Source organism: Acetatifactor muris (assembly GCF_024623325.1).
Classification (GTDB): Bacteria; Bacillota; Clostridia; order Lachnospirales; family Lachnospiraceae; genus Acetatifactor; species Acetatifactor muris.
In genome coordinates this window covers 58,528-82,911 of record NZ_JANJZD010000003.1, presented here as the reverse complement: position 1 = coordinate 82,911, position 24,384 = coordinate 58,528, and the positions used below count along the sequence as shown (strand labels likewise).

At 47.8% G+C, this 24,384-nt stretch carries 28 protein-coding genes and 2 tRNA genes; 25 read left to right on the top strand and 5 right to left on the bottom strand.

Annotated features, from left to right (window positions below):
* Window position 1: 1 nt before the first annotated feature.
* From NSB25_RS03710 to NSB25_RS03695, 4 genes are all read left to right on the top strand, one after another.
* On the top strand, window positions 2-1,585 hold the full coding sequence (locus NSB25_RS03710) for an ATP-binding cassette domain-containing protein (protein WP_103238156.1): 1,584 nt from the start codon (window positions 2-4) through the stop codon (window positions 1,583-1,585).
* The gene (locus tag NSB25_RS03705) at window positions 1,582-3,240 is read left to right on the top strand and encodes an ATP-binding cassette domain-containing protein (protein ID WP_103238157.1); all 1,659 of its coding nucleotides are present in this window, start codon (window positions 1,582-1,584) and stop codon (window positions 3,238-3,240) included. The genes NSB25_RS03710 and NSB25_RS03705 overlap by 4 nt, the downstream gene beginning before the upstream one ends.
* On the top strand, window positions 3,237-4,274 hold the full coding sequence (locus NSB25_RS03700; RefSeq protein WP_103238158.1) for an alpha/beta hydrolase: 1,038 nt from the start codon (window positions 3,237-3,239) through the stop codon (window positions 4,272-4,274). Before NSB25_RS03705 ends, NSB25_RS03700 begins: the two co-directional genes overlap by 4 nt.
* 84 nt (window positions 4,275-4,358) lie before the next feature.
* A complete protein-coding gene (locus NSB25_RS03695) occupies window positions 4,359-5,147 on the top strand; it encodes a nucleotidyltransferase domain-containing protein (protein WP_103238159.1) in 789 nt (262 codons plus the stop codon).
* A gap of 288 nt (window positions 5,148-5,435) precedes the next feature.
* Here the strand turns inward: NSB25_RS03695 and NSB25_RS03690 are convergent, their stop codons facing one another.
* The gene (locus NSB25_RS03690) at window positions 5,436-6,578 is read right to left on the bottom strand and encodes an aldo/keto reductase (RefSeq protein WP_103238160.1); all 1,143 of its coding nucleotides are present in this window, start codon (window positions 6,576-6,578) and stop codon (window positions 5,436-5,438) included.
* Window positions 6,579-6,882: 304 nt separating this feature from the next.
* Here NSB25_RS03690 and NSB25_RS03685 point away from each other — a divergent pair, with 304 nt between their 5' ends.
* The 12 genes from NSB25_RS03685 (at window position 6,883) to NSB25_RS03630 (ending at window position 15,104) form a co-directional block, all read left to right on the top strand.
* The gene (locus tag NSB25_RS03685) at window positions 6,883-7,590 is read left to right on the top strand and encodes a DUF6033 family protein (protein WP_146039970.1); all 708 of its coding nucleotides are present in this window, start codon (window positions 6,883-6,885) and stop codon (window positions 7,588-7,590) included.
* A gap of 171 nt (window positions 7,591-7,761) precedes the next feature.
* Window positions 7,762-8,310 (top strand): peptidylprolyl isomerase, encoded by a 549-nt coding sequence (locus tag NSB25_RS03680; RefSeq protein WP_334293785.1) that lies wholly within the window; start codon window positions 7,762-7,764, stop codon window positions 8,308-8,310.
* A gap of 139 nt (window positions 8,311-8,449) precedes the next feature.
* The gene (locus tag NSB25_RS03675; RefSeq protein ID WP_103238163.1) at window positions 8,450-8,989 is read left to right on the top strand and encodes a CarD family transcriptional regulator; all 540 of its coding nucleotides are present in this window, start codon (window positions 8,450-8,452) and stop codon (window positions 8,987-8,989) included.
* A 3-nt stretch (window positions 8,990-8,992) separates the two neighbouring features.
* The gene (locus NSB25_RS03670; RefSeq protein WP_172454942.1) at window positions 8,993-9,145 is read left to right on the top strand and encodes a hypothetical protein; all 153 of its coding nucleotides are present in this window, start codon (window positions 8,993-8,995) and stop codon (window positions 9,143-9,145) included.
* A 251-nt stretch (window positions 9,146-9,396) separates the two neighbouring features.
* Window positions 9,397-9,747: a hypothetical protein gene (locus NSB25_RS03665; RefSeq protein ID WP_146039971.1), complete on the top strand. Its 351-nt coding sequence runs from the start codon at window positions 9,397-9,399 to the stop codon at window positions 9,745-9,747.
* A 71-nt stretch (window positions 9,748-9,818) separates the two neighbouring features.
* Window positions 9,819-11,783 (top strand): threonine--tRNA ligase, encoded by a 1,965-nt coding sequence (thrS, locus tag NSB25_RS03660; protein WP_103238165.1) that lies wholly within the window; start codon window positions 9,819-9,821, stop codon window positions 11,781-11,783.
* A gap of 208 nt (window positions 11,784-11,991) precedes the next feature.
* A complete protein-coding gene (locus NSB25_RS03655) occupies window positions 11,992-12,312 on the top strand; it encodes a DUF1540 domain-containing protein (RefSeq protein WP_103238166.1) in 321 nt (106 codons plus the stop codon).
* A gap of 340 nt (window positions 12,313-12,652) precedes the next feature.
* Window positions 12,653-13,147, top strand: a complete 495-nt coding sequence (gene infC, locus NSB25_RS03650) for a translation initiation factor IF-3 (protein WP_103238247.1) — start codon at window positions 12,653-12,655, stop codon at window positions 13,145-13,147.
* A gap of 81 nt (window positions 13,148-13,228) precedes the next feature.
* The gene (gene rpmI, locus NSB25_RS03645; RefSeq protein WP_103238167.1) at window positions 13,229-13,426 is read left to right on the top strand and encodes a 50S ribosomal protein L35; all 198 of its coding nucleotides are present in this window, start codon (window positions 13,229-13,231) and stop codon (window positions 13,424-13,426) included.
* A 24-nt stretch (window positions 13,427-13,450) separates the two neighbouring features.
* Entirely contained in the window at window positions 13,451-13,807 is a 357-nt protein-coding gene (gene rplT, locus NSB25_RS03640) for a 50S ribosomal protein L20 (protein WP_103238168.1), read from the top strand.
* A 182-nt stretch (window positions 13,808-13,989) separates the two neighbouring features.
* Window positions 13,990-14,538: a cysteine hydrolase family protein gene (locus tag NSB25_RS03635; protein WP_103238169.1), complete on the top strand. Its 549-nt coding sequence runs from the start codon at window positions 13,990-13,992 to the stop codon at window positions 14,536-14,538.
* A 2-nt stretch (window positions 14,539-14,540) separates the two neighbouring features.
* Window positions 14,541-15,104 carry a metallophosphoesterase family protein gene (locus NSB25_RS03630; RefSeq protein WP_103238170.1) on the top strand — a complete coding sequence of 188 codons (564 nt, stop codon included), beginning with the start codon at window positions 14,541-14,543 and terminating at the stop codon, window positions 15,102-15,104.
* A 123-nt stretch (window positions 15,105-15,227) separates the two neighbouring features.
* On the opposite strand, the gene NSB25_RS03625 is transcribed toward NSB25_RS03630, so the two are convergent.
* Window positions 15,228-15,299, bottom strand: a tRNA-Asn gene (locus NSB25_RS03625).
* Between the two features lie 227 nt (window positions 15,300-15,526).
* Here NSB25_RS03625 and NSB25_RS03620 point away from each other — a divergent pair.
* The 4 genes from NSB25_RS03620 (at window position 15,527) to trxA (ending at window position 19,351) form a co-directional block, all read left to right on the top strand.
* Window positions 15,527-15,597: transfer RNA gene (locus NSB25_RS03620), tRNA-Gly, on the top strand.
* A gap of 254 nt (window positions 15,598-15,851) precedes the next feature.
* Complete coding sequence (locus NSB25_RS03615) at window positions 15,852-17,213, top strand: sn-glycerol-1-phosphate dehydrogenase (RefSeq protein ID WP_172454943.1); 1,362 nt, start codon at window positions 15,852-15,854, stop codon at window positions 17,211-17,213.
* 14 nt (window positions 17,214-17,227) lie between these two features.
* Window positions 17,228-18,946 (top strand): ribulokinase, encoded by a 1,719-nt coding sequence (locus NSB25_RS03610; protein WP_103238172.1) that lies wholly within the window; start codon window positions 17,228-17,230, stop codon window positions 18,944-18,946.
* Between the two features lie 99 nt (window positions 18,947-19,045).
* The gene (gene trxA, locus NSB25_RS03605; RefSeq protein ID WP_103238173.1) at window positions 19,046-19,351 is read left to right on the top strand and encodes a thioredoxin; all 306 of its coding nucleotides are present in this window, start codon (window positions 19,046-19,048) and stop codon (window positions 19,349-19,351) included.
* Between the two features lie 26 nt (window positions 19,352-19,377).
* On the opposite strand, the gene NSB25_RS03600 is transcribed toward trxA, so the two are convergent.
* Entirely contained in the window at window positions 19,378-20,037 is a 660-nt protein-coding gene (locus tag NSB25_RS03600) for a Crp/Fnr family transcriptional regulator (protein ID WP_103238174.1), read from the bottom strand.
* 163 nt (window positions 20,038-20,200) lie between these two features.
* Here NSB25_RS03600 and NSB25_RS03595 point away from each other — a divergent pair, with 163 nt between their 5' ends.
* Window positions 20,201-20,326: a hypothetical protein gene (locus tag NSB25_RS03595; protein ID WP_257479225.1), complete on the top strand. Its 126-nt coding sequence runs from the start codon at window positions 20,201-20,203 to the stop codon at window positions 20,324-20,326.
* A 34-nt stretch (window positions 20,327-20,360) separates the two neighbouring features.
* Here NSB25_RS03595 and NSB25_RS03590 read toward each other — a convergent pair whose 3' ends face one another.
* Window positions 20,361-21,191, bottom strand: a complete 831-nt coding sequence (locus tag NSB25_RS03590) for a DegV family protein (protein WP_172454944.1) — start codon at window positions 21,189-21,191, stop codon at window positions 20,361-20,363.
* 109 nt (window positions 21,192-21,300) lie between these two features.
* On the opposite strand from NSB25_RS03590, the gene NSB25_RS03585 reads away from it, so the two are divergent.
* Window positions 21,301-21,426 carry a hypothetical protein gene (locus NSB25_RS03585; RefSeq protein WP_257479224.1) on the top strand — a complete coding sequence of 42 codons (126 nt, stop codon included), beginning with the start codon at window positions 21,301-21,303 and terminating at the stop codon, window positions 21,424-21,426.
* On the opposite strand, the gene NSB25_RS03580 is transcribed toward NSB25_RS03585, so the two are convergent.
* On the bottom strand, window positions 21,392-21,721 hold the full coding sequence (locus tag NSB25_RS03580; protein WP_103238177.1) for a sialate O-acetylesterase: 330 nt from the start codon (window positions 21,719-21,721) through the stop codon (window positions 21,392-21,394). The genes NSB25_RS03585 and NSB25_RS03580 overlap by 35 nt on opposite strands.
* Window positions 21,722-21,921: 200 nt before the next feature.
* On the opposite strand from NSB25_RS03580, the gene NSB25_RS03575 reads away from it, so the two are divergent.
* The 3 genes from NSB25_RS03575 to NSB25_RS03565 all read left to right on the top strand — a co-directional run bounded on the left by NSB25_RS03575 (window position 21,922) and on the right by NSB25_RS03565 (window position 24,322).
* Window positions 21,922-22,542 (top strand): TetR/AcrR family transcriptional regulator, encoded by a 621-nt coding sequence (locus NSB25_RS03575; protein ID WP_103238178.1) that lies wholly within the window; start codon window positions 21,922-21,924, stop codon window positions 22,540-22,542.
* A 153-nt stretch (window positions 22,543-22,695) separates the two neighbouring features.
* Window positions 22,696-23,181, top strand: coding sequence for a hypothetical protein (locus NSB25_RS03570; protein WP_103238179.1), 486 nt, complete (start codon window positions 22,696-22,698; stop codon window positions 23,179-23,181).
* Window positions 23,182-23,230: 49 nt separating this feature from the next.
* Window positions 23,231-24,322 carry a DUF1266 domain-containing protein gene (locus NSB25_RS03565; RefSeq protein ID WP_103238180.1) on the top strand — a complete coding sequence of 364 codons (1,092 nt, stop codon included), beginning with the start codon at window positions 23,231-23,233 and terminating at the stop codon, window positions 24,320-24,322.
* The last annotated feature ends 62 nt before the right edge of the window (window positions 24,323-24,384 follow it).

The window sequence follows — 24,384 nt, the reverse complement described above, 5'->3', positions numbered from 1 at the left end:
CATGTATTGTATTTGTATTGTACTTATTTTATTAACTGCTTCCTTTAATGTGATTTTATCTATGTTAATAGAGAAGAGTATCAATATTTCCCTGGCTTATGAAAAAGGAAGTCTATACTGGTATCTTCTTTTTATGATGGTCACAGTATTGCTGTATTTTCTTCTCTTATTTATAAAAATGAATTTACAGGTAGCTATAAGTGAAAGCAGGAAAATGAAATTGAGAAATATCATAATGGAAAAAGCGCTGGATTCCAGTAAAAACAGTCAAATGTCCGCAGATTTATCCCATATAAACAAACTGATTTTCTATGATTCAAAAATTGTTGCAAATCGTGAGAAAGAAGTGGTATTTAAATTTATGGAAATAGCGTTCAGCGTATTTGGTGGTCTGGCATATTTATATTTATCGAATTTTTATATAGGCCTGGCATCCACCTTATTGCTGTTCCTTTTTCTGTATTTCAGCAATAAATACAGCAATGTCATAAGGAAATTAAATGCCCGGGCCATTGAAATCAGTGAAGCGATAAGCGGTCTGTTTTATGATATTTTCGAGGCATCAGAACTGATTAAAATATATCAGGGCAGGGGATTTTTTACCAGAAGATTTGAGAAGGGAGAAACAGAGAAAGAAGAAAATGTTCTTCGCCTTGATTATAAGAAAAGTATGCTGAAAGCATTTACTGTGCTGGGGATAATGACCCTGCAGATCACAACCATCTTAATCGCCTGCTTCTTACTGGATGTCAGCAAAAATGCAGGAATGATTGTGGGAATGATTAACGTGCTGATTGGAAGTATATTTTATCCTCTCATAGACATTCAGGATGTAATCATTGCGAAAAATGAATATACCAATTCAGCGGGAAGGATAAATGCGTTTGTCTCTTCTGATTCTGTGGAATATCCGGGGGATATTCCACAGGAATCCGGTGAAATCAAAAAGATAGCCTTTGACAATGTGAGCTTTCGTTATGCTCAGGATTGCAGCATTGCTTATGAGAATTTCGAATTTGGGAAAAAGGAAATCGTAGCTGTTTACGGAGAAAGCGGAACTGGAAAAACGACAATAGCCAACCTGATTTTGAACAGGTTACAGCCTGAACAGGGTGAAATAACAGTTACGGATGCCAGTGGCCATATTCATAAGCTGGATGACAGACTGAAAGTAAGCTATCTTTCTTCCGGTAACAATTTACTTCGGACTTCTATCATAGATAATCTGAGAATGGGAAATGAAGAGATAGGGGAAGAGGAAGTAATAAATGCGTTAAAAGAATTAAATCTGTTTGATAAAATCAGCGAGAGCTCAGCAGGGATAAATGCGGTCATAGGGATGGAAATTGACTTCTCCGAAGGAGAAAAAAGGCGTCTTTGTCTGATTCGGGCAATGTTGCAGGCAGAGGATTTCGTAATATTGGATGAGCCATTTGCATCCATAGATAAGGACAATATAAAAGGCGCATTGAAGTTCATTTCAGCGAGAAGAGACAGATTGGGCATTATCGTCATTTCACATGACAAAGATTTGGATTCCATTGCCGATCGGACCTATATTATCAGGGGGAGAAAAGCATTATGAAAAAAATACGGACATATATACAGACAATTTCTCCGTTCATGGACGGCAGCATCCTGCTTACATCCATTCTGTATCTGACTGCGGATTCGTTTTATACATTTTTTGTCATTGCTGTTTCTGTCATTTTGCAAAATGTTACTGAAAAAACCGGCCCAGGCGGTATAAATGGATGGATGCTGATTATGTTATTTATTTTGCCCGCTTTTATGGTTTTCAAGGTACTGGTAAACAAAAAGCTTGCAAAAATCAGCTTTCGGATCGGCAGTCAGATAAGAAAGGAATTCATGAGAAGCATGCTGGATGCCGACTATATTACCCTGAGACGACAGGGACATGGAGAGATAAGCGAGTTAGTAGAACAGGACATTGAAACGGTATCCAAGTCATTTCAGGAGAGCTTTTTACCCATCGCTTCGGGCATGATTCAGTTCCTGATTGTTTTGGCCTATGGTCTGGCACATTCCTGGCTGCTGGTGGTCGCCATCGTGACATTAACCGTAATCTCCATTATCCTGCCCAGAGTATTTTCACCCAAAATATACAGGGGCTATGAAGAAATTACGAAGATGCAGGAGATAAGCCGGGAGGGGATTAAAAAGGCAATTGCATCCCTGCAGGATGTGCATACGGTAAAAGAGAATGGCTTTATAAAAAAACTGGCGGGAAATGATTTCTGCATTTTAAAAGAAAAGCAATGGGAGTATGAGAGAGAAGTAATCCTGTTTGAAGTGATCAGCGCGGGACTCGGCCTTTTTACAACGATCCTGTGGATTGGTCTGGGAATCCTGTTTATTCGCGCGGGAATGATTAACACGGCGGTTTTGTTTGCGTTTATGAATTTGTCAGATGTGATTAACTGGCCATTTGTCTCCCTGCCATATTTGATTGCAGAATGCAATCATGTATTTGTATCTATAGACAAAATCAATACAAAAACAGAAACCTTAAGGGCATCACAGAACGACGGAAAAGCATCGCTTTTTGAAAGAGACGAAGAAAATGTTCAATATGTATTAAAAAGGGTTGACTTTTCCTATGAAAATGTTACTGTGATTTCAGATAAGAATCTGGAAATAGCATTTCCGGGAAAAATATTGCTGGATGGAGAGAGCGGTTGCGGGAAGAGCACACTTTTGAAGCTCTTGTGCGGTTTATATCAGCCTGAATCGGGAGAAGTATTTCTATTGGTGGGAAATCATAAAATATCAGGGGGAAAACTCGCGGAATATATCAGCTATGTGGAGCAATCAGCTGTTATAATGAACGGTACGGTGGAGGACAATATACTGTTCGGTGATTATTGGGATTCTGTCGATACAGCGGACAGGGACAGAATATTGGAAACTGCTGTAAAAAGGGCGGAACTGCAGGAATTTTACGGTGGTTTAAGCGAAGGGAAAAATACGATGCTTGGAAGGAAGGGAAGAGAACTGTCATTTGGAGAAAAGCAGAGAATTTCGATTGCCAGGGCATTGGCCAGGCCCCATAATATTCTGATTATGGATGAGCCCACGGCGCATGTGGATGAGGCCACAGAGGATAAGATACTGAAAAATATCCTGTCTTCGGAAGAGAGTGTGATAATGGTGACACATAGAGAGCGTGTAAAGGAAAAATTTGAAAACAGAATTTACTGGAACGGAGGTTTTGCATGAGGACAGAGAAAATGGTATTGAACCAGGAGAGAAATGTTACGCTGACGGCATATCTTCTGGAGGTGGAGGGAGAATTTGGGTATGTGCGCAGGCGTCCTGCGGTTCTGGTGCTTCCGGGCGGGGGGTATCGGCACTGTTCGGACAGAGAGGCGGACCCTGTGGCCATGCCCTATCTGCAGGCGGGATATCAGGTGTTCATTCTGCGGTATTCCGTGAAGGAATATGCTGCGTGGCCCAATCCGCTGGAGGATTACGAGCAGGCAATGACCCTGATTCGGGAGAATGCGGATAAGTGGACGCTTTTCCCGGATAAGGTGGCTGTAATCGGCTTTTCGGCGGGAGGACATCTGGCTGCCGCTGCGGCGACCATGTCTGTCAATCGGCCCAATGCCGCCATTCTCGGCTATGCGGTGGTGAGCTCGGATGTGAAGGGCTGTAATGCCACGGCTCCGGACACGGTGTCGCAGGTGGATAAGGATACCTGTCCCTGCTTTTTGTTTGCCACCAGGAATGACGAAGTGGTGCCGGTTATGAATTCTATCCGGTTTATGGAAGCCCTTGCGAAAATGGGGACTTCTTTTGAAAGTCATATTTATTCTCACGGTCCTCACGGATTTTCCACAGGCGACACATCCATTCAGTGCAGGGATGTGGCCATGAGCTGCAGGATATCCGACTGGGTGCCGGACAGTATCGGCTGGCTGAAAGAGGTTCTGGGGGACTTTGGAGAGAATGGGATGACATCTCCTGCAGTGGAAGGACATGTGACAGGCGACTGGAAGGAATTTCTATCCATTGAGTGTACTTTCGGGAGAATTATGAGTAATCCGGAGGGCAGGAAAGTGATAGAGGAAATGCTGGAAACCATGAAGAAGCAGGCGGAGGAAAGCGGACAGGGGAAAGTGGAGGTGACTGTGGAGAGTATGGCCGCATTCTCCGATATGAAGCTGAAGAACATGCTGGGGCATGTGAGCGTGCCGGAGGATATGGTAAGGGCAATGGAGGACAGGCTTTCCCGGATTCCTAATCTGTGATTCCCGGGAAGCAATTGTAAAAATGCGGTAATTCGACATTCTGTTCCCATATGGGATAAATACATGGAAAGATGAGAATAAATTATGTACCAACATCACAGGGAATCGCTGAGAATAATGCAGGAATATTTTGAAGGGGATCCGGAAGTTATTGCTCTGATATTCGGCGGTTCCGTGGCAAAGGAATGCGCGCGTCCCGATTCGGACCTGGATGCCATGGTTGTGGTATCCGAGGAAGTCTATGAGCGGCTGGCGGCGGAGAACAATACGACCAGAACCGTCAGCGGCAGGTGTACCTATGAAGGCGGTTACTGGGATCTGAAATACATGACTAAGGCATATCTGGCTGAAGCTGCGGACAGGGGAAGTGAACCTACCAGGAATTCTTTTATGAAATCGAGAGTTCTGTTCTCCCGGGATCCGGAGATTACGGGAATTGTAGAACGGATTCCCGTTTTTCAGAAGCGGGAAAAGGAAGAAAAAATGCTGTCTTTTTACGCAAATTTTTGTCTGAATTATCATTATTTCCTGAAGAGCTGTCATGCGGATGGTTACATGCGGCTGCATGCGATAAGTGAAATTATTTACAGCCTGTATCGAATAATACTGCAGGAAAATGAGCTGCTTTTTCCCTGCAACCGCCGGTTGGAAGAAACGGTGGCAGGAATATCCGAAGGGACAAAGCAGCTTACGGTTATCGGGAGGAAGCTGGCAGAGAGTCAGACGGTAGAAGATGCGGACGCTTTTGTGCTCTGCTTTCGGGAGATTTCGGGATATCAGCCGCCGGAGGAGTATTCGAGGGTTCTCACACAGTATACAAGAGACTTTGAGCAGTGGTGGAGGGTGCCGAGACCTAATATCAATGAGTGGTGAATGAAGAGATGAGCAAACGGACTCGCCGGAAATATATTCATTGTTTTGTGAAGAATATCCGTTGAGTCCGGTGGATTCATTTATTCCGCACTGATATATTCGATATCTTTTTTAGTGCGTTTGATATACAGAAATGAGAGCCCTGTTATCAGAAGCAATACGAACCAGATTCTTTTTTTCATAGTGTGTCCTCCGTTTTCTTTTGCATGATAGACCTATGATAATTCTCTATTCTAAAGAATCCTGTCAGATTTTCCTTAATTTTTTCAAAAGGAATATGACAGGGTTCTAACCGAACAGAGCTTTTGTTTTCTCCATCCGTTCCGCAATCCGGACGCCGAAAGGACAGCGGCTTTCACAGCTGTGGCAGCTTACGCAGGCGTCTGCGTTGGCGGTGAGCTGACTGTAATGTGCCTTTAAGGTATCCGGCAGCTTATCCTGCATGAGGGCCAGGTCACAGAGCTTGTTTACCATGGCGATATCGATGCCTGCGGGACAGGGAGCGCAGTGGCCGCAGTAAGTGCACTGACCGTAATAGCCGTGGCGGGGTGCGCCGGCCAGGACACTGGCGTAATCCTTTTCCTCCATGGAAGCGGTCTCATAGGCAACGGCAGCATCCACATGCTCCACAGTATCAAATCCCACCATGACGCTGGCAACGGCAGGTCTGGTCAGCGCATAGTGAAGGCACTGCACCGGGGTAAGGGCTGCGCCGAAAGGAGAAGTCCCGGCGTTGAACAGTCTTCCTCCCGCATAACCCTTCATCACGGTGATACCCACCTGATTCTGTTCACAAAGTCTGTAGAGCTGGGCCCTCTCAGGAGCAATGCCGCTGAGACTTTCATCATAACTGTCTGCAAAATAATCATCAATATTCTCGGTGGCGGGCAGCATGTCGAAAGCCGGATTGACACTGAAGAGGAACATTTCGATTTCACCGCATTCCGCGGCCAGCTTTCCCACTTCCGGATTGTGTGTGCTGAGTCCTATATGACGGATGCGCCCGTCTGCCTTCAACTCTTTCATGTATCTGAAGAAATCTCCTTCCATAACCCGGTGGAATTCCGCGGGTTCGTCCACAAAATGAATCATCCCCAGATCAATGTAGTCTGTCTGCAGCCTGGTGAGCAGGTCTTCAAAGGCAGCGTTCACCTGTGTCAGATCTCTGGTGCGGACATACTGACCGTTCTGCCAGGTGGACCCCACATGTCCCTGTATGTACCATTTTTCCCTTTTTCCGGCCAGGGCTTTCCCGATGTTGGAACGGACATTCGGCTCCGACATCCAGCAGTCCAGAATGTTGATTCCCGCTTCTTCGCAGCGGTCTATCACCTGTTTTACTTCCTCCGTGGTATGGCGCTCCAGCCATTCTCCGCCCAGGCCGATTTCACTGACCATAAGCCCGGTTTTTCCTAATTGACGATAATTCATACGTTTTCCTCCTGTTTTGCACGAGAGTATTCTATAATGAGATTTGCTTTGCAGAGCCTATTGTATCTAAATTCTATTATAGAATATTTGTCTGTCGTCTGCAATGCATATTTCAATATCCGGACGAATATCCAACAGGCGGTTTCTGCAAATGAAAGGAAAGAGGAAACAACGGTAAAGTTTTCCACAATTCTGCCGAAATAAAAATCAGCAGACTGTGACCTGAAAAGAGTGAAAGGGAAGCAGGCGGGAAATTGATACAACGGGGCCAAAGGAAGGCTTCGGGAAAGCAATGGAGGGCGAGATGGAGAAAATAGGAAGTTATTATCAGAACAATTTCTATGATACGACAGCTCAGGCTGCGAAGGAGAAGGAGAGCACCAGAGCCGGCGGAAGCAAAGGGGCAGGGGCCGTCAGGGAAAAAAAGGCTCCGGAGCTGAGCAGAGCTGCACAGAAGCTGCTGAAGGAGCTTCAGAAAAGCTATAAGAATATGGACTTTATCGTGGCTGATTACGAGACGGACGAGGAAGCTGCCGAGCTGCTGTCCAGGGGAACGGGGGAGTACAGTGCACTGTTCTCCGCGGATGAGCTGGAGAAGATGGCTACGGATGAGAGCGTAAAAGAGAAGAATCTGAAGATTCTTGACGGAGCCGTATCCAAACTGGATGAAATGAAGACCCAGCTGGGAGATAAGTCGGACGACATAGCCCGCATCGGAATTTCCATAGGAGATGACGGGGAGGTATCCTTCTTCGCGGAGCTGGAGAAGAACAGCGAGAAGCAGCGTGAGCGTATCGAGAATGCCCGCGAGGAAAAGCGGGAAGCGGCGAAGGAGGCAGGGAGAGCGGAGGCCTCTGAATACCGGGCGCATGGCAAAAAGGGAGAGAAGCGCACCACCGTATTTGCCTCTACTGTGGAGGAGCTGGCCGAGAAGATAGCACAGGTAGACTGGAGTAGGGTGAAGGAAGAACAGCATAATCCTACTGGACAGAGATTTGATTTTACTGTATAATGTGATTTGCATGCTATGCCATCACAGGCGTGAGTGTCTGTGATGGCATTGTCGTTACCATAAGACCGGGCGAGGCATGGAACCGGCATGTTCTGAAGACTTTTAGAAAGCCCGCAGAGGCGGGCGGGAGGTAGGAAAATGAAAAAGCGATTGACAGTGTTTCTGTTACTGATGAGCCTCATGGCTGTTCTGGCAGCCTGCGGCAGGGAAAATGATGCTTCCGGTAAGCACCATGTGGAGATCACCGTAAAAGATTACGGCACAATATCCGTGGAGCTGGACGGGGATGCGGCACCTTTGACGGTGGAGAACTTTCTGGAACTGGCGCGGGACGGCTTTTATGACGGGCTGACATTCCACCGTATTATAGAAGGATTTATGATGCAGGGCGGTGACCCGCTGGGGACAGGCGGCGGAGGCTCCACGAAGAAAATCAAAGGAGAATTTTCCGCAAACGGTGTGGAGAATAATCTCTCCCATACCCGGGGAGCCATATCCATGGCACGCTCCAGCAAAATGAACAGCGCAAGCTCACAGTTTTTTATCGTGCATCAGGACAGTACCTTCCTGGACGGAGAGTATGCCTGCTTCGGCTATGTGACGGAGGGGATGGAAGTAGTTGACGCTGTCTGTGAAGGTGAATGGCCCTTTATAGATGGCGATGGTATCATACAGAAGGACAGTCAGCCGGTGATTGAGAGCATAAAAGTCATTGACTGAGATAAATACATTATTATTGCACAGTATATGACGGCTTTTCTATGGGCATATTTCACAAAATTTATTCCAATTCGTATATTTTACTGACATTTCAGGATTAAATCTGTTAAAATATGGTTATAACTTATAGTGGAGGTGTTTGGTAGTCGGCAAGTATGCGGAAAGAGAGGTTCTGGTGTTTGGAATTGGTGATTATGTGATATGTGGAAATAAGGGTGTCTGTACAGTGGAGAGTATAACGACCCTGAATATTACAGGAGTGGATAAAGAGCGGGAATACTACATTTTAAAGCCCTTATATATGGCGGGAAGTACCGTTTATGTGCCAGTGGATTCTCCGAAGGAGTCCATGCGGAAGGTGCTTGAGCGGGAGGAAGCCGAAAAGCTGATAAAGGAGATTCCAAATATTCCGCTGCTTGTGATTACGAATGACAAGCTTTCGGAGCAGATGTACAGAGAATGTATCAGAACGAATGACTGTGAAGATCTGGTGAGGATTATCAAGACGATTTATATGAGAAAACAGAAGCGGATCCAGGCGGGCAGGAAGGTAACTGCGGTTGACGCAAAATATTTTCATATGGCCGAGGAGAATCTGTACGGGGAGCTGGCCGTGGCTTTGAATATCAGTCGCAAGGAAGTGGAAGACTATATTGTGGAAGTAATCTCCGGAAAATAAAAAATGCTTTACATTTACGTGAAAAAGGATTATGATGAAGAAAACGTTGAAGAGAAGAGTAGGCTGCGGAACGTCTCAGAGAGAGCTGCCCGGGAGACCGGCGCTGTGAGCGGCTCGACGGGAAGCATCACGAAGACCGTCTCGGAGTGGCTTTAATACAGCCCGGGGCATCCGTTATCTGCAAAGGAAGGTGGCAGATTTTTGTGAGGACTGCACAAAACTGCAACAAGGGTGGAACCGCGTTCTGAGAAATGATACGTCCCTTGCAATAGCGATATTGCAGGGGACTTTTGTCATGCAGGAATGTACGTTTTTGAATTGTTGGATTTGCGGCTGTGTGCTGCCTGCCGCAGACTCGTAATCAAAGTGTGAAACATGTAGACAGGCAGCGCGGAAAAGAGGGAAAAATGGAAAATTTCAGGAAAAACTGCAGAGAATGGATGAAGGAGTGCTTTGAGGGAGAAGTGACCCTGACGAAAGCGAATTTATGGCTGATTGTTCTCACCTGCCTGCTGGCAGGGACAATACACGGATTGAAAAAAGCGCCTGCAACACATGGTGTGATGATCGGGAGCAATAACGGAAACACGTTCAGCTGCGGAACAGATGGAAAGAAGAACTTCGAGGAGACCGGCAGGGGAAAGGAAGCAGAGGGGAAGAAAGAGGAAGAGGGAAAGTGCGGGAAGGACAATAAAGAGAAGTGCTGCAAGCGGCAGAAAAAATGCCGTAAGGGAAAAAAGGGAAGCAAACGGGCATAAATGTCCGACGGGTGAAAAGGGAAGAAATCAGGATATAGAAAAGGAATGCGAAAGAAAGAAGGGAGAAAGAAATGAAAATCACATTAAAAGACGGTTCCGTGAAGGTGTATGAGGCAGCAGCCAGCGTATACGATATTGCTTCTGACATCAGTGAAGGCCTGGCGAGAGCGGCCTGCTGTGCAAAAATAGACGGGGAAACGGTGGACCTGAGGACGGTTATCGATCATGACTGTGAGCTGAGCATCTGTACGGCCAATGACGGGGAAGGACTGGCGGCCATCCGTCATACGGCGTCCCATGTACTGGCGGAGGCGGTAAAAAATCTGTTCCCCGAAGCGAAGCTGGCAATTGGTCCCAGCATTGACACGGGATTTTACTATGATTTTGATCACGAGGCCTTTTCCCGGGAGGACCTGGATGCCCTGGAAGCCGAGATGAAGAAGATCATCAAAAAGGGCGAGAAGCTGGAGAAGTTTACCCTGCCCAGAGCCGAGGCCATAGAATTTATGAAGGAGCGTCAGGAGCCCTATAAAGTGGAGTTGATTCAGGATTTGCCCGAGGACGCGGAGATTTCCTTCTACAGGCAGGGAGAATTTGTGGATTTGTGCGCCGGCCCTCATCTGATGAGTACAAAGGGAGTCAAAGCCTTCAAACTGACTTCTTCTTCCATGGCCTATTGGAGGGGAGATTCTGACAAAGCCAGACTGCAGCGCATCTATGGTACCGCTTATAATAAGAAAGAAGATCTGGCCGTACATCTGGAGCGGATGGAGGATGCAAAACGCCGTGACCACAACAGACTGGGACGGGAGATGGAGCTTTTCACCACTGTGGATGTGATTGGCCAGGGACTGCCTCTCTTTACGCCAAGAGGAACGAAAATGCTGATGAAACTGCAGCGGTGGATCGAGGATCTGGAGGATAAGGAGTGGGGGTATGTCCGTACCAGGACGCCGCTGATGGCAAAATCTGATCTGTATAAAATGTCGGGACACTGGGATCACTATAAAGAGGGAATGTTTGTGCTGGGAGATGAGGAGAAAGACAGGGAAGTATACGCCCTTCGCCCCATGACCTGTCCTTTCCAGTATTACGTCTACAAGAACACGCAGAAGTCATACCGGGATCTGCCCTACAGAATGAGCGAGACTTCCACACTGTTCCGCAACGAGGACTCCGGTGAGATGCACGGACTGACCCGTGTGCGCCAGTTCACGATCACGGAGGGACATCTGGTAGTCCGGCCGGATCAGATGGTGGAGGAATTCAAGGGATGTATCGCTCTCGCAAAGTACTGTCTGACTACGCTGGGAGTGGAGGAAGATGTCACATACCATCTGTCCAAATGGGACCCGGAAAACAGAGAGAAATATATCGGGGAGCCGGAGGTCTGGAACGAGACGGAGCAGCATATCCGGGATATCCTGACGGAGCTGGAAATCCCGTTTGTGGAGGATGTGGGTGAAGCGGCATTTTATGGGCCGAAAGTAGATATCAACGCGAAGAATGTGTACGGCAAGGAAGATACCATGATTACCATTCAGTGGGACGCGCTTCTTGCGGAACAGTTTGATATGTATTACATTGACCAGAACGGAGATAAAATCCGGCCTTACATTATTCACAGAACCTCCATGGGCTGTTATGAGAGGACATTGGCCTGGTTGATTGAAAAATACGCCGGGAAGTTCCCCACATGGCTTTGCCCGGAGCAGGTGCGCGTGCTTCCCATTTCCGAAAAGTACGAAGCCTATGCGGCAAAAGTGCTGAGAGAACTGCGGGCCAGGGATATTGATGCGGAAGTGGATAACCGTTCGGAGAAAATCGGATTTAAGATTCGGGAAGCGAGACTGGCCCGTGTGCCCTATATGCTGGTGGTAGGTCAGCAGGAGGAAGAAGAGGGACTGGTATCCGTCAGAAGCCGCTTCGCAGGAGATGAGGGACAAAAGCCTCTGGCACAGTTTCTGGAGCAGATCTGCGAGGAAATCCGCACAAAGGAGATTCGGAAAGAGGAGCAGCAGGAAGAGAAGGGATAACCATTTGCATTCCGGAGTCTGAATTTTGGAAGAAAACGGAAATTTCCCTGAAATAACCGGAATAGATCAGGTGGAATGAGGCATACTAATTCCGACAGACTTACTTTGCCGTGGAATTTCGAAGCGGGATGGTCTGTCCGGACCCGCCGCTTCCGCGCCGCTTGCAGCGGGTCCGTTAGACCTGGAAGCGGCGCAGAAGGAGATTGCTATGGCGGATTTAAAATGTACAGTAGAAAACTGTGGTTACAATGAAGAGCATCTGTGCTGCAAGGGTGACATTATGGTGGGTGGACAGCATGCCTGCAGCTGCGAAGGTACCTGCTGTGAAAGCTTTACACAGAGGAGAGAGGGGATGGACTCTTTTAAAAGCTCGGTGGTGCATCCCAGCAAAACAATCAGCATCGACTGCGAGGCAATAAAATGCGTGTATAATTCCAATTACAAATGCCATGCCGACCATGTAGACATCAAAGGATGCGGGGCATGTGACTGTGCGGGAACAGAATGTTCGACTTTCAAGGAGAAATAGCAGAGAGAAATAAGGAAAAACTGTTGACAGCGGTGAGAAATTGTGGTATTCTTGTATAAGCGTGCTGAGGGTACGCTTATACAAGCAGAGTGTCCACTCTCACCTTACGGCAATTGGGCTGGTAAGCGTTCAGGTTTTCAACTGTTTTGCACTTGGAAGAAAAGTGTGGTTTGCGTTGAGCGAGTTTAAGTGGATAGTTATGCTATCCACTTTTTTTGTGCAGACCTGTGGAGAGAATATGCCGCTGAAGCGGTATACAGGCGGCACGGCGAGAAGCGGAGAAGAGCATTCCCCCTGCTCGATATATATTCCATGGAGGTACAAGACCATTAGCGATTTAATGATTAACGAACAGATCAGGGACAGAGAAGTACGTCTGGTTGGCGAGGATGGTGCACAGTTGGGCATAATGTCCTCAAGGGAGGCCATGAGACTGGCTGAGGAAGCAGGATTGGACCTGGTAAAGATCGCGCCCACTGCAAAACCGCCCGTATGCAAGATTGTTGACTACGGCAAGTACAAGTATGAGCAGATCAGGAAAGAGAAGGAAGCAAGAAAGAAACAGAAGATTATTGAGATTAAGGAGATTCGCCTGTCTCCCAACATTGACACCAACGATCTGAACACCAAAATTAATGCGGCGAGGAAATTCCTGAGCAAAGGTGACAAGGTGAAGGTGACGCTTCGCTTCCGCGGCCGGGAGATAGCGCATATGAATAACAGCAGGCATATCCTGGATGATTTTGCCGAAAGCCTGTCCGACATTTCTTCATTGGAAAAGGCGCCGAAAATGGAAGGAAGAACCATGACGATGTTTTTAACTGGAAAGCGTTAGGGATTGACGGTCAGTGACTGCCGGCAATTTACCAAATGTGAAAGTTAAAATAGATTATTTAAAGTTTAGGAGGAAGTAGTTATGCCCAAAATGAAGACAAGCAGATCAGCTGCAAAGCGTTTTAAAGTAACCGGAACGGGTAAGTTAAAGAGAAATAAGGCTTATAAGCGCCATATCCTGACGAAGAAGAGCGCGAAGACAAAGCGTAATCTGAGGAAGCCTGCCATTACGGATGCAACCAATGTAAAGAATATGAAGAAGATTTTGCCCTATTTATAAGTAAAGGTAAGGAGGAAAGGAATCATGGCCAGAATAAAAGGCGGCTTAAATGCCAAGAAAAAACATAAAAGAGTATTAAAACTTGCAAAGGGTTACAGGGGAGCGAGAAGCAAACAGTACAGAATTGCAAAGCAGTCTGTGATGCGTGCGCTTGCCAGCGCTTATGCAGGAAGAAAAGAGAGAAAGCGTCAGTTCAGACAGCTTTGGATTGCGCGTATCAATGCGGCAGCCAGAATAAACGGTCTGTCTTACAGCAGATTTATGTATGGTCTGAAGCTGGCCGGCGTTGAAGTGAACAGGAAGATGCTGGCGGAAATGGCAGTGAACGATGCCGAAGGGTTCAAGACCCTGGCGGAGCTTGCCAAGAGTAAGGTGGCATAAGGAATACAGCCCGGCAGAGGAATCTGCCGGTTTTTTTGTACGGGCCTGTCATGCAGATTTCTTAGTCTGACTGCGCGGAGAACGTAAATTATGCAGGACGTATGGAGAAGTCAGCTGCTGTGAGGTATGCGGCCTCATGGCGGGTACAGAGCGGACAGAGATGAAGAGAGGAGAAAGGGCGCATGGGTAAGGTATTGATCGTGGTAGATATGCAGAACGATTTTGTGGACGGAGCGCTGGGCACAAAGGAGGCTGTGGGAATAGTAGACAATGTGACGGCTAAAATTTCAGGATTTGAGGGGAGAATTTTTGCCACTCTTGACACACACGGACCGGATTATCTGGAGACGGCAGAGGGAAAGATGCTGCCGGTTCCCCATTGCATCAGAGAGACCGAAGGCTGGATGCTGAATGCAAAAGTTCTGCAGGCATTGGCGGAAAAGGAATATAAAGCCGTGGAGAAGAAAACTTTCGGTTCCACAGATCTGGTGGATGAAATTCGTGAGCTTCGGAAAAAGGAAGAGGTGGAAGTGGAACTGATAGGACTGTGCACCGATATCTGCGTTGTATCCAATGCGCTGCTGCTGAAGGCTTATTTTCCGGAAATGAAAATCTCGGTGGACGCCGGATGCTGCGCAGGTGTCACTCCCGGGAGCCACAGTGCTGCGCTGGAGACCATGAAGATGTGCCAGATCGATATCGTGGGAGAACAGGGCGCTCAGGGAGATTGAAAATGGCTTTTTATTTTATCGCAGATACGCATTTCGGGCATGAGAATGCCCTGGCTTTTGACAACAGACCTTTTAAGACAATAGAAGAACATGATGAGACATTGATCAGCAACTGGAATAATGCTGTAGGGATGGACGATGAAGTCTTTATTTTGGGAGATATAAGTTGGTACAATGTATCCAGAACCCTGGAAATTGTGAAGATGCTAAACGGAATCAAGCATTTTATTACAGGCAACCATGATAAAAAGTTATTGAAGAACAGAGAGTTTCAGGCTCTTTTCAATGAGATTACGGCATATAAGGAGCTGGATATCGGGGATGGCAGGGGAATTGTACTCAGCCATTATCCCATTCCCTGCTTCAATCATCATTATTATGGCTGGTATCATCTGTATGGACATGTGCACAGCAGCTTCGAGTGGAATATGATGGAGAGGGTAAAGTTCGAAATGGAACAGCTGTATGATAAGCCCTGCCAGATGTTCAACTGTGGAGCAATGATGGCGTATATGGATTATACTCCGAGAACGCTGGAAGAAATTCTGGCGGGACAGAATTCATGACCAAAATGCTTTTATTGTGTCTGTAATGGAATGTCATATATGACAAAAGCAGGTAAACAAAAACGAAAAGCCGCAAATCGTTGATTTTACTGAGAAATCTCTGATTTGCGGCCTTTCTGTCACCTCCCCGAGTAGGGCTCGAACCTACAACAACTCGGTTAACAGCCGAGTGCTCTACCATTGAGCTATCGAGGATTATATCTCTCTTTTATGTCTATCAGTATAGTTATATCTTATGCTGATGTCAAGAGGTTTATGCAAATATTATTACCTCAAAAAGGGAAAATATACATCGTTTCCAAAACATTCTCAAAGGATTCACAAAAAATTTAAAAAAACAGTTGGCAAATTCAATCAAAGTGTGTTATAATCATTTTGTTCTACAGAGCAGGAAGGATTGACTTCCGGAAAGTAGAATAAATGCAGATATAGTATATCGGTAGTACATCAGCTTCCCAAGCTGAGGGGGTGGGTTCGACTCCCATTATCTGCTCTTTTTAAAAGGCCGCAAATCAGAGATTTTCCAGTAAAATCAAAGGTTTGCGGCTTTTTTGTTTCCAGTTTTCCTGGTACTGCAGCGAACTTTCTGAAAGTAAGGGAAGTGTATTTTGTGATAGTTTTCGGTTGCAGGTACAGAAATAATATGGTATTAGACAGAAAATGGAATCAGAGAGAGCCTTCATTGACTTGGCTGCGGCAATGCTATACAATGAGAGAAAACACTGGGAAAGGAATGAGGGAATACGTATGCAGAATCCATCGATTGAACAGTATTTAAACTGCAGTTTTACATGTGACTGCGGGCGGACACACAAATCTCTGTTTGCCCACTACATTTTTGAGACAGGCGCTGTTGCAAAGCTGCCCGGACTTCTGGCGCAGCTGGGCTATTCGAGACCTTATCTGATTTCCGATACACACACACGGGAAATCGCGGGTGTAAGGGTGGAGGAGGTGCTTGACAGGGCAGGCATTCCATTTACCTCTCATGTCTTAAAGAGTCCGGAAAACGGTGATCTGGCGGCGGACGAGTATGCCCTTGGCAGCGTGGCCATGGCAAATGACAGGGAGGCCGACATCATCATTTCCATCGGAACGGGTACGATTAATGACATTGGGCGGTATTTCAGCCACATCACAGGCAGACCCTTTCTGCTGGTGGCTACGGCGCCCTCCATGGACGGGCTTGTGAGCGGTGTCGCACCGTTGATTTTCCATAATATGAAGATTACATTTCCGGCACAGGAGCCGCTGGCTCTCATCTGTGATTCGGAAATCATGGCAAATGCGCCGCTTAAGATGCTCGCGGCGGGAGCTGCGGATATTCTCGGAAAATATAATTGTCTGCTGGACTGGAAGCTTTCCCACATTGTAAATGATGAATATTACTGCGATACCATTGCGGGCATCATGCGGACAGCGGTGGACCGGACCATGGAGAGCACGAAAGGGCTTGCCTCCCATGACAGTAAAGCAGTTTCAGTGCTCACAGAAGCGCTGGTGCTGTCCGGTATCGCCATGGACTTTTCGGAGAATTCACGTCCGGCCTCCGGCGCAGAACATCATCAGTCCCATTACTGGGAAATGCAGTTCCTTTTTGACGGCATTCCGGCTGTGCTTCATGGGACGAAGGTAGGGATCGGCACGGTTCTGATGCTGGAACTGTACAACAGGCTGGCGCAGATGGAGAAGCCGGATTTTGACGCCATTCGGAAGAAGATTGGAGACCGGCTTACCGGAGAAGCGTGGGAGAAGGAAATGCACCGCTGCTATCGGGAGGGGGCAGAGGGAATTATCGCCCTTGAGAAAAAAGCAGGCAAGAATGACAGAGAAGGTCTTCTGAGACGTCTTGCAGTCATTGAGGCGCGGTGGGACGAGATTCAGGAGCTGGCGAAGACGGCGCCGAAAGCGGCTGAGATTTATCAGGTGCTGGAAGAAATGGGAGCGGCGAAGAGACCGGCGGATGTGGGCATTCCCAGGCAGTATGTATATGACAGCATCCGATACGGCAAAGAACTGCGGGACCGTTATACTATACTGCAGCTGATGTGGGATATCGACAGGCTGAAGGAAGAGGCAGAGAAACTGGTGGAAAAGTATTGTGAATAGGAAACGCTGATAAAATGGAGGATATAGTGGGGGAGGGTTACGAGGCGAAGGGAAATAAGTATGTCATTGGGGTGGACTACGGCACGTTGTCGGCCAGGGCGGTTCTGGTTTCTGTGGGCAGTGGCGAGGTGATGGCGGAGAGTATTTATGCATATCCCCATGGGATTCTGCGCAGGCTGGGTGAGACGGCAGCCGGTGTGATATCGGAGGGAGAAGCACCCGTGGGTGTCCGGGGAGATCTGCCTGCGGATTTTGCGCTGCAGAAAATCGACGATTACGAGGAAGCCCTGTATGATACCATAGGTGCAGTGGTCAGGAAATCCGGATGCCGGGCGGAAGACGTGATCGGCATCGGCATTGACGCCACATCCTCCACATTTCTCCCTTTGTCCGAAAATGGAGAACCCCTTTGCAGGGTGGAAGGGTTTCGCACCAATCCTCATGCACAGTTAAAGCTTTGGAAGCATCACGGCGCCCAGGAGCAGGCGGACCGTATCACGGCGCTTGCAAATGAGAGGAAAGAGAAGTTCATGATGCGCTGCGGCGGCAGAGTGAATGCGGAGTGGATGCTGCCCAAGCTTCTGGAAATTGCAGAGAAAGCGCCGGAGGTCTATGAGGCGACGGACAATTTCATGGAGGCAGGCGATTATCTGGTGGGGCTGCTGACAGGAGAGGTGACCCGCTGTATGTGTCATGCGGGTTATAAGCTTCTGTGGAACGAGGACGACGGATATCCGTCCGGGGAATTCTTAAAGGCGCTGCACCCGGAGCTCGCCTCTCTGCACAGGAAGCTGAAGGGAAAAGAGCTGAGGGTTGGAGCCTGCGCGGGGAAACTGACTCTGGAAGCGGCGAAAAGGCTGGGACTGAAAGCCGGGACGGCGGTGGCGGCCTCTCTGATTGATGCCCATGTGGCAGTGCCGGCCGTGGGAATTGACGGTGCGGACAGTGCGCTGATGATTCTGGGAACATCCTGCTGTATGCTGCTGTGTTCGGAGAAGCTGGCCTACATAAAGGGGATTTCCGGCTGCGTCAAAAATGCGGTGCTTCCGGGTTTATACGCCTATGAGGCGGGACAGAGTGCAGTGGGCGATTTATTCGACTGGTTCGTAAGAAACTGTGTGCCGGGAAGCTATGAGAGGGAAGCCTCGGAAAAAGGGATTTCCGTTCATACACTGCTCAGCGACAGAGCCTCAGGGCTTGCACCCGGTGAAAGCGGTCTGGTTGCGCTGGACTGGTGGAACGGGAATCGCTCCTGCCTTGCGGACACAAAGCTTTCCGGCATGATACTGGGACTGACGCTGCGGACAAAGCCGGAAGAAATATATCGGGCGCTTTTGGAGGCCGCAGCTTTCGGAATGAAAGCTGTTTTTGAAGAATTTCATAAGGGTGGCATTGCGGCGGATAAGCTGTATGCCTGCGGCGGTATTGTGGGTAAGAATCCATTTATGATGCAGCTGTATGCGGATATTCTGGGACAGACTATTGAGACCTGCGCTGCGGAGCAGGGGTCGGCTTTTGGCGCGGCTGTATATGCAGCGGTGGCAGCAGGCGGGCAGAAAGGCGGCTATGCAAATGTGAACGAAGCGGCCAGAATGATGGGAAAAGGCGGCGGACGCAGGTTTGAACCGATTCCCCGGAATGTGGAGGCCTACAAAAGTCTGTACAGAGAATATAAGATATTGCATGATTACTTCGGCGCAGGCGGCAATGAGGTGATGCATCGCCTGAGATGACAGAGAGAATCCGGCGCTCCTTTTTCCTGATATGGTGACATTATCACAGAAGAGTACAGCTTTCCAGTATATAATGACATCAAAAAGGAGGAGAAAGATATGTCTGTGATTAAAGTTGATAAAAACAATTTTCAAAGTGAGGTAATGAACTCTGATAAACCTGTCCTGGTGGATTTTTGGGCGCCCTGGTGCGGTCCCTGTCGTATGGTGGGTCCCGTTGTGGAAGAAATTGCCGGGGAGCGTTCAGACATTAAGGTCTGTAAGGTCAATGTGGACGAACAGCCGGAGCTGGCGGGGCAGTTCGGCATTATGAGTATCCCGACTCTGATGGTAATAAAAGGGGGAAAGATTGTCGCACAGGCTATGGGAGCAAGGCCCAAGAGCGCAATTCTTGCCATGCTGTAGGAGATGCCGGAAATGAACACGGCTTCTTACGCATCCTGTATTTGTTCCAGCTTTGCTTTTTCCAGAATGATTACGGTTCCGCGGGACAGCCGGACTATTCCTTCATTCTGGAAGTACCGGAGCATGCGGGTGATCACTTCCCGGTGAGAACCCAGATGGTTTGCGATGATCTCATGAGTAATCTTTAATTCATCTGTCCCTTCAATGGAAGCTTCTTCCAGCAGGAATGCGGCAACACGCTTATCCAGGCTTTTCCACATAATCTGTTCCATAAGCCACATGACATCGGAAAAGCGTGTTGCCATCAGCTCGCTGGTATAGTTTGCAGCGGGCGCGGACTCCGCCGTGATTCCCTGATAGATATCTGCGGGAATGATCCAGAGATCCGTATCCTTTTCTGCCTCGATTGTCACTTCAAACTGAATGGAGCGTATCATGCAGGACGCCGAGAACAGGCACATATCCCTGTCAAACAGCCGGTAGATTGTAATCTCCCGGCCTTCATCGGACAGAATGTAAGCCCGGAGCTGTCCGGATTTCACCAGCAGAAGTCCCGTGCAGTCTGCACTGCCGTTGTGGATTATGGTGCCTTTTTTGACTTTTTTCGGAATCAGACTGCCCAGCAGTCTGTTCTGCTGATTGCTGTTCAATTTGTTCCAGATGGGAAAATAATGTGGAAAATCCATGGTATATCCTCTTAACTATAGTCGCGGCGCGACGGCTGAAGACATTTCTCAGCCGGGCCGATCTCAGCTTTGGTCTCTTATGTATCCTGAAAAAAGTATAGTACAAAAACAGAGACAAAGCAATTCAAAAATAGCCGGACTGCGGGGAGCGTTTGGGGGAAATGTGGATGGGCTGTTGAGAGACCTGGAAAAGAAATACGGGTATAGTGAGCTGGATTCTCTTCTGGTCCTGAAGGACATCCTTGGGTCTGTCTGGAAGAGCAGGAAAAAGGCTGACAAAAAGAGCTGACGCTGTCTGTGACAAAGCGTCAGCTATTTACATGTCAGTTGTTTTCCTCTGCCCATTCTATGGCGATACCGGTGGTGTTGGGACCCACATGAGAAGCCACAATCAGGTTCAGAGAGGCCTCGCAGTCGCTCTTCACGAGAGACTTGCATTTCTCGAACATTGCCTGGTTACCTACATAAATGACACCCAGCCTTGCCGTTTTCCGGGACTCTGAAATTTGCTTTATGTTCCGCAGGGTTGTGTTGATGCCGCGATTTTTCCTGTAGGGCTCAATATGCCCGTCCTTTATGGTCAGAGTCACTTTGATATCCAGTATATCTCCAATCTTACCCACTGCCGGAGAGACACGTCCTCCCTGCACCAGATATTTGAAATCGTCCACCACAAAATAGACGTCGATCAGATGCAGTCTTCTTCTGACTTCCGCGGCGGTTTCACGGAGGGTTTTTCCTTCTTTTTTCATTTCCAGGGCATCGATGCACAGAAGCCCGGCTCCCAATGTGGCACTCAGGGAGTCGATGACCTCGATGGCCCGCTCGGGATATTCTTCTCTCAAAGCGTCGGCCACCATACAGATAGTATTGTAGGAGCCGCTTAATCCGGAAGAAACCGCGATACATAAGATATCCTTTCCCTCCCGCAGAACTTCTTCGAAGCGAGTGCGGACCAAAGCGGGATTGACGCCTGCGGTATAAGCCCTCTGTCTGCCGAGCCGCTCAAAGAATTCTTCCCTGGGCAGAACCTGTTCGTCTCCGTATATCATGTCTTCCTCAAAATAGTAATACTGTGGAAGTATAGTTACTTCGTTTTGCCATGCGGCCGGCACGTCAATGTCGCCGTCGGCAAAAAGCATAAATTCATTCATAAATTTTCCTTTCCTCTCTGGTTTTAAAGGAATTTTCCTCAGATTCCTTTTCATTATAAATGATTCCGGCCGTTATGACAATGGGGATTTGGAAAAGAGGTTTTCCAATGTGGCTCCGAAACAGATTCGGAGGATGGCGGTGGAAGAGCTGGTCAGGAAGCTTCTGGAGGACGGCGGAGAGAAAATCTCCGCCAACACGGTTAAATCAGATAGGTATCCTTTACAGTATCGGTGACTTTTTCCTGCATCTGTCTGATCAGTGGATAATTTTTGCCGGACAGAGCCAGCCACTGTTCAAGTTCCGGCAGCTGTACGATATAAAAAGGCAGCTGATATTCCCATAAATCGCGCCAGCACTGAATCATGGAGGAGAGAATCACATCGTAAACCTCTGCATTTATGTCGTTCGACTCGCCCTGGTACCAGATGACCCCTTTAACGGTATAGGGAGCGATTTGCTTCAGCATCATCTCATACAGACGTCCGGGGGCAAACTGGTAATGAGGATGCAGCGCTTCGGATTCTGGCATAGCCTTGACTATGGCAACCTGCTGTTCATGGCTTATGCCGAACAGAAGTGCAACGGAGCCTGCCTATGGATGAAAAATGGTGTCAAAATCCTTTTACATCATCTTGCCCATAATTCACTCTTGCATTATGCTGTCTGGATGTGCTAAAATAAAGATAAGTTTCAGAGTTTGTTTTTATTCTTCGGGAAGGAGGTGAGGGGATGCCAAAGGTAGCTTATTCTGAGGACGATAGAGAGCGCATCAAAACGGAACTTGTTACAGTTGGCCTTGAACTGATGGCAAAACAAGGGATACAGCATACTACTGTGGAGCAGATATATAAAAAAGTCGGTATTTCACGAACGTTCTTTTACTCTTTTTTTGCGACGAAAGAAGATTTGATCGTTGAAACGCTGTACTTACAACAGCCTAAAATTATTGAGCAGGTGCAAAGGCTGATGGCTGATCCTGCTTTAAGCTGGCGTAATGCCGTGAAACAATTTCTCTATGCCTGTTGTTACGGAGAGAAAAATGGCATTGCTGTTTTAACAATTGAAGAACAGCAGCTTATTTTCAAACGTCTGTCAAAGGAAAGCTATCAAATGTTCCGTCAAAAACAGCGCCGCCTTTTTGGAGAAATTTTAGAAAGCTTTGGTATAAAGGCAGACGCGGCAAGGATCAATTTATTTACGAATTTGAGTCTGGCAGTGATGGTGGTACGCAGGGCGATCCCTGATACATTGCCTTTTTTTGTTCCCGAAGCTGCCGATGAAACAGTTGACTTTCAAATAAACGCGATTGTGGATGCTCTGGAGAAATTAAAGACAGCGCCTGCATCCTGAGTAATGGGAATGAGAAAATCCGTCCGAATATCAGTTTTGGCCTTATGTTCAGGCGGATTTCCTTTTGAACAGAATAAAAACAAACTTAAATACTTGTTCTTATTTTACCCTTTAGTGCCGTCGCGAAACGACTTAAGTTTAGGAGGAAAAAATATGGGATTTTTCAGTAAGTTATTTAAGGGGCCCGAAATTGACATGGAAAAGAGCAATGCAAATGCAAAGAAAATGCGGGTTCTATTTAACCAGGCCGTTGATGATGGGGACAAATACAGGCTGATTTTCGGATATACCGAGGATGTGGGCCGTTTCAACTATGGATTTGTCCATGGAAGCAAAACCAAAATTGGCAATCTGATTGTGGGCTGGAACGAAGCCGACCTGACCATTGTGGTGGTTCCCACAGTGCCCGATCTTTCTGGCTGCGGCGATCCTGCTTACTATCGCCGCTCCGAAATTTTGAAAGCCTATCGCAGCAAGTACCCTGCCGATGCTTTCATCATTTATCCGGATAAAAAAGGGTACATTGGCATCAATGCCTATGACTGGCTGGAAGATGAAAGGCTGTATGTTTATGTATCACAGGATGATGAGCTGGCCGCTTTTACCGATTTCTTTGTGAACCGCTTTGCAACAAAGTGAGGTAAAAGATACCTGTTGGAGAAATAGGAGCGGACAAGGAGGAGTAAAAATGTTCGATATAAACGAGATTATGAAACGGGCACAGCAGGCAAAAGAGCAGGCACTGGATTCTGTGAAAGAAACCATGGAAAAAAATGAGGAACGAATCAATGAAATCGAAGTTCCCGGCTCTGAACAAAGCGCATCTGTATCTGCCGCCGAAGTGGAAGAACAGATTTCCGCCAATACGCAACGTCAGGTAGAAATTCTTGGACAGATGTTTGGGCCGGACAGTATGGAGCATCTTTTCGGAGAAGATATGGGCGTGCTTGCGGCGGCTCTGGAAACGCTGGAAATGGAAGAGACTGACGATGAGGAAGAACTTCCGTTCAATTTGGAACTGGAAGAAAACCTCTGTGCCGCTTTGGAAGAAGCAATGGCCCGGCTTGCGTCCATGCCTGAGCCGGAAGCGGTCCCATACCAAAGAGACGATGTAAAATGGGAGCGCTTTGGCATCCTGCTGTCTGGTATTTTGTCGACTCTTAACAGCCACAATCTGGATCGTATGGATGTGGAGGAACATATCCCCGTTATGGAACAGAAGATAGTGTCCCTTGTACGCCGTTCCTGGGGGATAGACGGCCGGAGCAGTTTGCTGGACATGATCCGTTATCTGGCGCAGGAGGGATATACCCTGAGGTATCAGCTTTATAGCCAGGCATCTTCGCCGGAGGAGATGATGGACGAAACGATGGACGAGGAGGATCGTGAGTCTGCCAGACGGGCATGGAGATTTGCACAGCGGTATAGAAGTCAGTATGCTCCCGGCTTTATGGCTGGGTGGGATGTCGGCCGGGCGGCGATGCTGACACGTTGGGGATGCTATCTGGGCTGGATCACAGAAAGCGAGGCTGTTGGTATTCTGTGGGAGCTCTCACAGAAGGTTGTGGAGGAACTGCATAGTTGGCGTGAGTTTGCCCGGTCTTATCTTTTTGGCGGTCTGATGTGGAAATTGCTGTGTGGTGACAGCTCCGCGGGAAGTTACCTGGGCTATCTTGCAGATGCCGCTGCAGATCTGTTGACCGGAAAAGCAGAGCAGGATAACGGACAATGGCGTGACTGCCCCTGGCCTGCAAAAAGAAAAATCGGCTTTACAATATAATCTTTTTGAGAAATACGAACACCGGACGACTATGCTATTAAGCTCAGATATACACCTCGCGA